The organism is Nonomuraea sp. K271, from assembly GCF_009908215.1.
GTDB classification, from domain to species: domain Bacteria; phylum Actinomycetota; class Actinomycetes; order Streptosporangiales; family Streptosporangiaceae; genus Nonomuraea; species Nonomuraea longispora.
On sequence record NZ_JAAAHR010000251.1, the window covers coordinates 1 to 9,941 of the forward strand.

At 70.4% G+C, this 9,941-nt stretch carries 8 protein-coding genes and 1 pseudogene; 5 read left to right on the plus strand and 4 right to left on the minus strand.

Translation table 11 applies throughout. The features are described 5' to 3' along the window. Positions 1–933: hypothetical protein (locus GUY59_RS44250; RefSeq protein WP_161715044.1), on the plus strand; the 933-nt coding region annotated here is incomplete at its 5' end. 7 nt (positions 934–940) lie between these two features. Here the strand turns inward: GUY59_RS44250 and GUY59_RS44255 are convergent. After that, positions 941–2,182, minus strand: coding sequence for a cytochrome P450 (locus tag GUY59_RS44255; protein ID WP_138208147.1), 1,242 nt, complete (start codon positions 2,180–2,182; stop codon positions 941–943). A 235-nt stretch (positions 2,183–2,417) separates the two neighbouring features. Here GUY59_RS44255 and GUY59_RS44260 point away from each other — a divergent pair, with 235 nt between their 5' ends. After that, positions 2,418–3,494: a methyltransferase domain-containing protein gene (locus tag GUY59_RS44260; RefSeq protein ID WP_252375228.1), complete on the plus strand. Its 1,077-nt coding sequence runs from the start codon at positions 2,418–2,420 to the stop codon at positions 3,492–3,494. Here the strand turns inward: GUY59_RS44260 and GUY59_RS44265 are convergent. From GUY59_RS44265 to GUY59_RS44275, 3 genes are all read right to left on the minus strand, one after another. Continuing rightward, the gene (locus tag GUY59_RS44265) at positions 3,469–4,365 is read right to left on the minus strand and encodes an alpha/beta fold hydrolase (protein WP_138208146.1); all 897 of its coding nucleotides are present in this window, start codon (positions 4,363–4,365) and stop codon (positions 3,469–3,471) included. The two genes, GUY59_RS44260 and GUY59_RS44265, sit on opposite strands and share 26 nt — an antisense overlap. A 61-nt stretch (positions 4,366–4,426) precedes the next feature. Next, positions 4,427–5,680 (minus strand): cytochrome P450, encoded by a 1,254-nt coding sequence (locus tag GUY59_RS44270; protein ID WP_138208145.1) that lies wholly within the window; start codon positions 5,678–5,680, stop codon positions 4,427–4,429. A 43-nt stretch (positions 5,681–5,723) separates the two neighbouring features. Next, positions 5,724–7,265 carry a GMC family oxidoreductase gene (locus GUY59_RS44275; RefSeq protein ID WP_138208144.1) on the minus strand — a complete coding sequence of 514 codons (1,542 nt, stop codon included), beginning with the start codon at positions 7,263–7,265 and terminating at the stop codon, positions 5,724–5,726. A 185-nt stretch (positions 7,266–7,450) separates the two neighbouring features. On the opposite strand from GUY59_RS44275, the gene GUY59_RS44280 reads away from it, so the two are divergent. The 3 genes and pseudogenes from GUY59_RS44280 to GUY59_RS44290 form a co-directional block, all read left to right on the plus strand. Beyond that, on the plus strand, positions 7,451–8,986 hold the full coding sequence (locus GUY59_RS44280) for a long-chain-fatty-acid--CoA ligase (RefSeq protein WP_138208143.1): 1,536 nt from the start codon (positions 7,451–7,453) through the stop codon (positions 8,984–8,986). 86 nt (positions 8,987–9,072) lie between these two features. Next, a complete protein-coding gene (locus GUY59_RS44285; protein ID WP_138208142.1) occupies positions 9,073–9,618 on the plus strand; it encodes an AAA family ATPase in 546 nt (181 codons plus the stop codon). Between the two features lie 9 nt (positions 9,619–9,627). After that, positions 9,628–9,941, plus strand: a pseudogene (locus GUY59_RS44290) (HAD family hydrolase); the annotation flags it as partial.

Sequence of the window (9,941 nt, forward strand, 5' to 3'; positions counted from 1 at the left end):
CCCATGGACTCCCCCCACACTGACACGCCCCCCAGCGAGGACCAGGGCCCCAGGCCCGGTTCGAGCCTGAACCGCGACCCCTCCGACCCCGACCGCCGTTTCGTGACGGCGGGCCAGATCAGCGGGTCACGCACCCCGCCGCCCGAGCGCCAGCAGGAGCTCTGGAACACCGTCTTCGGCGACAACTACCAGGCCATGGGCGAGCAGGACGCCCTGGAGGACGAGCCGGGCAAACCCGTCTGGATGTACGCCCTCGGTAGTTCGGTCGCCGTCGCCCTGGTGATCGCGCTGATCTGGGCCTTCCTGGCCGGGCCGCTCGCGAGCGACGACCCGGCGAGCTCGGACGTCGCGGCGCAGCCCAGCGCCACGGAGAAGCCGCGCGCCACCAAGACCTCGTCCTCGATCGGGCCGCTGCCGAAATACTCCGGCAAGCCCTCCCCCGTCATCGGCAAGGTCCCGGACGCGCAGGCCCGCATCTCGGTGCCGCGCCTCGGCGGCGACTGGCGGCTGGACCAGCGCGCCACGGTCAAGGCCACGTACGGTTTCGACACCCGCCAGTACGTCCAGGTCGCGCCCGAGCGGTACGCGCAGCTGATGTCGGGCCCGCTGTCGCAGCGGCTGGCCTCCTACTACGAGCGGGACGACCTGGAGCCGGTCATCAAGCAGGTCGTGCTCTCCGCGCGCAGGAGCTTCTTCCCCAAGGACAACAAGGTCCGCAAGATCGCCCAGCAGCCGATCAAGGTGGGCGGCTCCACGGGACGGCTGATCGCGTACTCGCTGACGTCGCAGACCGAGAAGGCCACGATCGTGACGATGGCCGTCAACACCGGGGCCAACGTCCCGGCCATCGTCTACATGTCGATCCCGGCCCAGAGCAAGCAGCTGCTGCCCGACATCCGCACGGTGATGAACCAGATCCGGGTGACGACCTGACCGGCGGCTAGAAGACGCACTCCATGTGCTTGATGCCGTTGATGAAGCTGGAGTGCAGGCGGTCCGGCTTGCCGCCCTCGATCTGCGGAACCCGGCGCAGCAGTTCGCGGAACATCACCGTGATCTCCCTCCTGGCCAGGTGGGCGCCGAGGCAGAAGTGCGGGCCCGGACCGCCGAAGCCGACGTGCGGGTTGGGGTCGCGGGCGATGTCGAAGCGCAGCGGGTCGGCGAAAACGTCCTCGTCGCGGTTGGCCGCCCAGTAGAACAGGACGGCCTTCTCGCCCTCGCGGTAGAGGTGGCCGTTCATCTCGTGGTCGCGGGTGACCTTGCGGCGCATGAAGTTCACCGGCGAGGCCAGGCGGACGATCTCCTCCACGGCTCCCGGCGCGCGCCCGTCGAGGTCGTCCAGCCAGAACGCGCGCTGGTCCGGGTTCGTGGTGAGCAGGCGCAGGCCGTACGAGACGGCGTTCCTGGTGGTCTCGTTGCCGGCCACGACCAGCAGGATGAAGAACGAGCCCAGCTCCTGCATCGTCAGCCGCTCGCCGTCGATGTTCGCGTTGACCAGGGACGACGTCAGGTCGTTGGTGGGGTGGGCGGCACGGTGGGCGGCGAGGTCCTGCACCAGTTGCTGCAGCTCCATGCCGGCGGTGAGCAGGCGGTCGGCGATCCGGGTGAGGTCGCCGCCGGTGTATTCGGGGTCGAAGCCGCCGAGGATGACGTTGGAGCGGTCGAAGACGAACTGGTAGTCGCGCTCGGGGATGCCCATCATGTCGCAGATGATCTTCAAGGGCAGGCGAGCGGCGACCTCGGTGACGAAGTCGCACCCGGGTCCCTTGGCGAGGAGGTCGCCCACGATGGCCTCTGCCGCCACCTCGACGTCCGTCTCGAACTGTTTGATCATCTTGGGGGTGAACGCCCGGGAGACGATCCTGCGCAGCCTGGCGTGCCGGGGATCGTCCATGTTGATCATCGAGCCGAAATACTCGGTGAACTCGGCGGGCATGTCGGGGATGTTCGTCGCGCCGCCCTGGCCCGAGCTGAAGACCTCCGGGTTGCGGCTGGCCTCGAGGATGTCGGCGTGCTTGACCAGCGCGTGGTAGCCGGGGCCCTTGGGCGCGAAGGAGATCTCCATCTCCTCGAAGAAGGCGGGCGTCTCGCGGGAGCGCAGCCGCTCGAACGCCCTCTCGCGCTCACCCATGGGTTTGGCCCAGAACTCGGGGTCCGACAGATCGAAGTCAAGGACGCTCATGTGGCCATCATTCGAAAAGTGGCCACTTACGTCAATGGTTCTGGCGTACACCGTACGTACCTCGTGGATATCGAGTGGCCCACGGCGCCGGGCGCGCACTAAGGTGTCCCGCATGACGTTCTTCTTCCACCTCCGCTAGCGATCCGCCGGCGGGTCGCGGACGACCCACCGCCGGCGATGCGGGACGGCCGAGCGACCGCCGTCCCGGGTCGCGACGTGGAAGAAGGACACGTAGGTGCAGACATTCCTACGTGCGGCGGGCGCTCGCATGCGGCCCGCCGCGCATGCTTTTGCCGTGGCCAGGGCCGTGCGCGGCATCGAGCCCCTGGTGGCGACGGAGATCCAGCGTTCCAGCCTCGGACGGGTGCGCGGGCTGCGCCACCGGGAGGTGTGGTTCGAGCCCTCGCCGGAGGCCGACCTGCTGGGCCTGCGCACGGCCGACGACGTGCTGATCGCCGCCGCCGTGGTGGACGGGGTCGGCCACGACCGCTCGGCGTTGCCCCGGCTGGCCGGGGCGGCCCGCGATCTTCATCCGGTCCTGCCGGCCTGGCCGGACGCGGGTGGGCTGGAGGTGTCGGCGTCGTTCGTCGGGCGGCGCAACTACACCAGGTACGAGATCGAGGACGCGGTGGGGGCCGAACTGGCCCGGCCGTCAGGGCTGGCCTACCACTCGCGGAGGGACGGCCGGCGGCCGCCGCCGGACGCGCTGTCGTGGCGGGTCACCATCGAGGGTGACCAGGCGGTGATCGCGTTGAGGCTCGCGGACCGGCCGCTGCACCGCAGGCCGTACAAGACGGCCTCCGTCCGGGGGACGCTGCACCCGCCGGTGGCCGCCGCCATGGCGCGACTGGCGCGGCTCGGGGACGCCCGCACGGTGCTCGACCCGTGCTGCGGGGCGGGCACCACACTCATCGAGGCCAACGCGCTGGCGCCCCGCCTGCGGCCGGCCGGTTTCGACCACGATCCCGCCGCGATCGCGGCCGCCGCCGCCAACGCCCGGACCGCCGGCGCCTCGCCTTTCCTGTGGGGGGTGGGCGATGCCGGGCGGCTGCCCGTGGCTGACGGGTGCGTGGACCGGGTGCTGGTCAACCCGCCCTGGGGGCGGCAGGTGCCTCCCAGGGGAGCGCTCGCGCGCGGTCTCGGCCCGTTGTGGCGGGAGGTACGCCGGGTGCTGGCCGATGACGGGCTGGCCGTGGCGCTCGTCCACGACGGGATCCCGAGCGGGTTCGTGGTGGAGGAGACGCACCAGGTGAGCCTGTCGGGGCGGCACCCGGAGATCGCGGTGCTCAGAAAGGCCCGGAGCCGGGGTTGAAGCTCATCGGGCGGATCTGGGTCAGCTCGGCCGAGGACGCCGGGCCGAGCCAGTCGAGGATGAGCCGGTTGACCTCGGCGGGCCGTTCGAGATGGAGGAAGTGACCCGCCCCCGCCACCTGCTGCACGCGCGAGCCCTCGGGCAGGTGGCCGGGCGCGTCCCGCGTCAGCGCGGCGCTCAGGCAGCCGTCCTGGGCGCCGTGCAGGTAGAGGACCGGTCCGGTCACCTTGGACTCGACCTCCGGGTAGCGGCCGGAGGGAGGCGTGGTGCCGAGCATCGACCGGTAGTAGCCGATGGCCGCGCTGAGGTTGGCGGGCGCGCCGATGCTGCGCCGGACGAACTCGAGGTCCTGGCGCGCGTCGTAGCCGGGCGACCAGTCGCGCCAGAGGTTGTCGAGGAAGCCTGGCCGGGAGGCAGCAGCCTCGGCCAGGCCCGTCTGGAACAGGAAGACGTAGAACGAGCGCTTGAGCTGGTCGTAGTCGAGGAAGCGCGAGCCGAGGGCGCCGGGCGGCGGCACGGCGAGGGCCACGGCCCTGCGGAAGCGGCCGGCGGTGAGGTAGACGGGGAAGGCGCCCCAGTCGTGGCCGACGACGACCGCGTCCGCGTCGCCGCCGAGTTCCTCGTGCAGCACGCGCACGTCGGCGACCAGCGCGGCCTGCTCGTACGCGCCGTCGGCGGGAACCTCGGTGGGCGCGTAACCGCGCATGAACGGCGCGACGGCGCGGTAGCCGCGCTCGGCAAGCGCAGGCATCAGGTGGCGCCAGGTGTGGGCGGTGTCGGGGAAGCCGTGCAGGCACAGCGCCAGCGGCCCCTCCCCCATCGTCAGATACGCGAACTCCACCCCGTTGGCGTGGACATTCCTGATCTCCATGACTGCGAAACCTAGCATTCGGCCCGCCGCCGGAGCACCCGCTCCTCCCGCGACTGCGCTCTCACCAGGTATAGCGCAGATGCTTGATGCCGTTGATGAAGTTGGACAGCAGGCGGTCGGGCTCGCCCACCGCCCTGATGCGCGGCAGACTGGTGAACAGTTCGCGGAACATCACGGTCATCTCCCTGCGCGCCAGGTGCGCGCCCAGGCAGTGGTGCGGGCCGGGGCCGCCGAAGCCGACGTGCGGGTTGGGGTCGCGGGTGATGTCGAACGTGTCGGGGTCGTTGAAGACGCTCTCGTCGCGGTTGGCGGAGTTGTAGAAGAGCAGCACCTTGTCGCCCTTCGCGTAGGCGGTGCCGTTCATCTCGTGGTCCTGGGTGAGCGTGCGGCGGAACTGGATCACCGGCGTCGAGTGGCGGACGATCTCGTCGCAGGCTCCGACGATGTGGCGGTCGAAGTCGCCGAGCAGCACCTCCCGCTGGGCGGGGTGGTCGGTGAAGAGCTTGAGCCCGTGCGCGACCGCGTTGCGGGTGGTCTCGCTGCCCGCCACCACCAGCAGGATGAAGAACGAGCCGAGCTCCTGCGACGTGAGGTGCTCGTCGCCGTTGACCAGCAGGCTCACCAGGTCGCCCGTGGGCCGCCGGCGTCGCTCGTCGCCCAGGCGGGCGGCCAGCCGGTTGAGCGAGAAGCCGGCGTGCAGCAGCCTGGCCAGGCCGCGGGCGACGTTGACGCGGCTGAGCTCGGGGGCGATGCCGGTGTACTCGGGGTCGGCGTTGCCGAGGATGACGTTGGTCCGCCGCAGCACCATGCCGTGAAATTTCGGCGGGATCCCCATCATGTCGCAGATGACGCGTACGGGGAGCTTGGCGGCCACCTGGGCGACGAAGTCACCGGGCCCCTCCTTCACCGCCCGGTCGACGATCTCCCCGGCCGCCCGCGCGAGGTCGTCCTCCATCTTCGCCAGGATGCGCGGCGTGAACGCCCGGGAGACGATGCGGCGCAACCGCGCGTGCCTCGGGTCGTCCATGTTGATCATGGAACCGAAGTAGACGCTCAGCCAGCGCGGCATGTCCGGGATGCTGTTGGAGCAGGGCTCGCTGCTGAACACCTCGGCCTTCCTGCTGGCCTCCACCACGTCGGCGTGGCGGACGAGCGCGTAGTAGCCGGGTCCCCCGCCGACGAACGGCACCGCCTGCTCCTTGACGAACACCGGCCGATCCAGCGCGCGCAGCTTCTTGAAGGCCTCCATGCGCTCGGCCTGCGGCAGGGCCCAGAACGGGATCTGTGACAGGTCGGGGCCGGCGGAGAGCGTCATACCCTCCAAGGTTTCTGCAAGTGAGCACTTACGTCAAGGCCGGTCATCCCGCGCCCTTGATCAGGTCGGCCGCCTTCTCAGCGATCATGACGGCCGGGGCGTGGGTGTGGCCGCGGTTCAGTGTCGGCATGATCGACGCGTCCACGACCCTGAGCCCCGCGACGCCGCGTACGCGCAGCTCGGGGTCCACGACGGAGGCGTCGTCGGTCCCCATGCGGCAGGTGCCGACGGGGTGGTAGAGGGTCTCTGCGCGCTCGCGCACCCACTGGGCGAGCTCCTCGTCGCTCTCCGGTCCCCAGTACGGCGCCATCGGCCCACCCGCGTACGGCTTCATCGCGGCGGTGGTGAACACCCGCTTGGCCATCCTCAGCCCCGCCACCAGGCGCCTGACGTCGGTCTCCACGGACAGGTAGGCGGGGTCGATCACCACGTCGCCGCCGCTCAGCCCGACCCTGCCGCGACTGTCCGGCTGCAGCAGCACGACCCCGACGGTGAGCCCGTGGCCGGCCGGTTTGCTCAGGCCGTGGTCGACGAACGGCACGGGCGCGAAGATCAGCTCGATGTCGGGTGCGGGTTCGTCGTCGGAGGTCCTGATGAACGCCACGGCCTCGCCGACGTTCGTGGTGAGCATGCCGGAGCGCAGGGCGACGTAGCGCAGCAGGTTGCCGAGCGACTCGGCGGCGGTCAGCGTCACCGGCTGCAGGCACTCCACGAAGACGCCGGAGGAGAGGTGGTCCTGGAGGTTCTTGCCGACCTCGGGCAACTCGCGCACGACGGGCACCCCCGCCTCGCGCAGCTCGTCGGCCGCGCCCACACCGGAGCGCATGAGCAGGCTGGGCGAGCCGATCGTGCCGGCGGACAGGACGACCTCGCGCCGCGCCCCGATCCGGACGCCGCCGTGCTCGACACCGACGGCCCTGCGGCCGTCGAACACCACCCGGTCGACAGCCGCCCCCGTGATCACGTGGAGGTTGGGCCGTTTCATGGCCGGGCGCAGGTAGGCGTCGGCCGCGCTCCACCTGCGGCCGCGGCGCTGGGTGACGGGCGTGGGGCTGTAGCCCTCGTTGCCGCGGCCATTGAGCTCGCTCAGCCGGGTCAGCCCCAGCTCGTCACAGGCCCGCAGGAAGGCGGCGGTGGTGACGTTGGGGCTGCGCAGCTCCGAGACGTACAGAGGGCCCGAGGTGCCGTAGACGCCGCCCTCGTTGCTGCCGACGCGGCGCTCAGCCCTCGTGAAGTAGGGGAACACGTCGTCGTAGGACCAGCCGGGCACGCCCCACTGGTCGTAGTCGCGCTGGCAGCCGCGCACCCACATCATGGCGTTCATGGAGGACGATCCGCCGATCACCCGGCCCCTCGGCCAGTAGAGCTCGCGGCCGGACAGCTCGGCCTGCTTGGCTGTGGTGAAGTTCCAGTCGTCGCCGGTCTTGAACAGCTTGGGGAAACCCGCCGGCACGCGGATCTCGAACTTGTCGTCCCGCCCGCCCGCCTCGACCAGCGCCACCGACACGTCCGGATCCTCCGAGAACCGGCCGGCCAGCACGCAGCCCGCCGACCCCGCGCCGACGATCACGTAGTCGTACTCCATGAGCCCTCCTGAACAGTGCTTCACCCTTGCTTACTCCAGGCTGTGAGGCGCGTCCATATCGCGTGGCGGCCCTCGTGTTCCGCCCCACGGCGCTGTAGCGGGAGAAATCGTGATTTTGCCCTACCGGCCGGTATGTTGGCCCTGCGAAGATGGCGCCGAAGCCTGCTGAGAGGGAGGAAGGCGTCATGCTCAATCTGTCGGTCGTCCTGGAGGACAGCGCCAGGAACACCCCCGACGGCACCGCGATCGTCTTCGGCGACATGCGGCTGCCGTACTCCATGATCGAGACTGTCGCCAACCAGGTGGCCAACCTGCTGGTGTCGCGCGGGATCGGCAAGGGCGACAAGGTCGCGCTGGCGTGCCCGAACCTGCCGTACTTCCCGTTCGTCTACTTCGGCATCCTGAAGACCGGCGCCACGGTGGTGCCGCTCAACGTGCTGCTGCAGTCCCGCGAGATCGCCTACCACCTCGACGACAGCGATGCCAAGGCCCTGTTCTGCTTCGAGGGCACCCCCGAGCTGCCGCTGGGCGAGCGCGGCAAGGCCGGGGCCGAGGCGGCCGAGGGCTGCGAGCACTTCTTCGTCCTCCCCGCCACGCCGCTGGCGACCGAGTCGGAGCACGGCGAGTCGATCTGGGCCGCGCTCGGCGGGATGGCGGGCGAGTTCGAGACCGTGCAGACCGCCGCCGACGACACCGCCGTCATCCTCTACACCTCGGGCACCACCGGCCAGCCGAAGGGCGCCGAGCTGAGCCACCAGAACATGCTGATGAACGCCATGGTCAGCGACAAGATGTTCCCCGACAGCGAGGGCGGCGACGTCTATCTGGCGGTGCTGCCGCTGTTCCACTCCTTCGGCCAGACCGTCGTCCTGAACACCGGTTTCCTGCGCGGGGCGACGGTCGTGCTGATGCCGCGCTTCGACCCGGACGAGGCACTCGAGCTCATGCGGAAGGAGAGCGTCACGTTCTTCGCCGGGGTGCCCACGATGTACTGGGGCATGCTCACCAAGATCCACGCGGACGGCGTGGAGGTGCCGCGCTCCCTGCGCGTGGCCGTGGCGGGCGGGGCCTCCTCGCCGGTCGAGGTGCTCAAGGACTTCGAGCAGACGTTCGGGGTCGGCATCCTGGAGGGGTACGGGTTGTCGGAGACCTCGCCGGTGGCCAGCTTCAACCAACCGGGCCGCCCCTCCAAGGCGGGCACCGTGGGCACGCCGATCTGGGGTGTGGAGATGAAGCTGGTCGACGGCGACTGGAAGACCGTCGAAGGCGAGGGCCCCGGCGAGATCGCCATCCGCGGCCACAACATCATGAAGGGCTATTACGGCCGCCCCGAGGCGAGCGCCGAGGTCATGCGGGACGGCTGGTTCAGGACGGGCGACATCGCGACCCGTGACGCCGACGGCTACTATTCCATCATCGACCGCTCCAAGGACATGATCATCAGGGGCGGGTTCAACGTCTACCCGCGCGAGCTCGAAGAGGTGCTGATCACCCACGAGGCCGTGTCGCTCGCCGCCGTGGTGGGGGTCGCCCACGACTCCCACGGCGAGGAGATCAAGGCCTACGTCATCCGCACCCCCGGCGCCACGATCACCGAGGACGAGCTGATCGCCTGGTGCAAGGAGAACATGGCGGCCTACAAATATCCGCGCATCATCGAGTTCCGCGACTCGCTGCCGATGACGGCCACGGGCAAGATCCTCAAGCGGGAGCTGCGCTAGGCGCGACGGGCCGGGCGCGAGCCACCCGCGCCCGGCACTGATCGGCGGCCTTCTCTGTCACCACCGAGGAAAGGGACCGCTGCCGCATGCCCGACGTGCACGAACGCTACATCGTCATCACCGGGGGACCGGGCTCCGGGAAGACCACGCTGGTCGAGCACCTGGGAGCCCAGGGGTTCGCCACGCGGCCCGAGGCCGGCCGGGCGATCATCCGGGACCAGCTGGCGATCTCCGGCCGGGCGCTGCCCTGGGTGGATCCCGCGTTGTTCGCCGAGCTGATGTTGTCGTGGGACCTGCGGTCGTATCGCGAGCCCGGGGGGCCCGGACCGGTGATCTTCGACCGAGGGCTGATCGACACCATCGGCTACCTGCGGATGCTGGGACGTACGGTGCCCCGCCACCTGCTCGCCGCCGCCGGGACGTTCCGCTACCACCGGCGGGTGTTCGCCGCGCCGCCCTGGCCCGAGATCTACGAGCACGACAGCGAGCGCAGGCAGAGCCTCGGGGAGGCCGAGCGGACCTACGAGGCGGTCGTGCGGGCCTACGCCGACCACGGATACGACGTGGTGGCACTGCCCAGGACACCGGTCGAGGAGCGGGCCGCGTTCGTCGCCGAGGCGGCCCGGCAGTAAGGAGATCACATGCTGGCGCTGTTCGACCTGGACAACATGTTGCTCGACCGGCTGGACGCGTTCCGGCGCTGGGCCACCGCGTTCGCCTCAGAGCGCGAGCTGGGCGAGGACGCGGCGTCGTGGCTGGTGGAACTGGACGCCGACGGCTCCGTGCCGATGGAGACGTCCTTCGAGCTCGTACGCGAGCACTTCCGGCTGCCCGAGCCGGCCGGGGAGTTGTGGCGGGCCTACCGGGCGCGGTTGCCCCACCTCGTGTCGTGCCGGCCCGAGGTGCTGACGGCGCTCGACCGGCTGCGGACGGCGGCTGGACGGTGGGCGACGAC

Coding starts and splice junctions, on each gene's coding strand:
- GUY59_RS44255 (WP_138208147.1), bottom strand. CDS start 2,182: ATGAGCGTCCTTGACTTCGATCTGTCGGACCCCGAGTTCTGGGCCAAA.
- GUY59_RS44265 (WP_138208146.1), bottom strand. CDS start 4,365: ATGGAGATCAGGAATGTCCACGCCAACGGGGTGGAGTTCGCGTATCTG.
- GUY59_RS44270 (WP_138208145.1), bottom strand. CDS start 5,680: ATGACGCTCTCCGCCGGCCCCGACCTGTCACAGATCCCGTTCTGGGCC.
- GUY59_RS44275 (WP_138208144.1), bottom strand. CDS start 7,265: ATGGAGTACGACTACGTGATCGTCGGCGCGGGGTCGGCGGGCTGCGTG.
- GUY59_RS44280 (WP_138208143.1), top strand. CDS start 7,451: ATGCTCAATCTGTCGGTCGTCCTGGAGGACAGCGCCAGGAACACCCCC.
- GUY59_RS44285 (WP_138208142.1), top strand. CDS start 9,073: ATGCCCGACGTGCACGAACGCTACATCGTCATCACCGGGGGACCGGGC.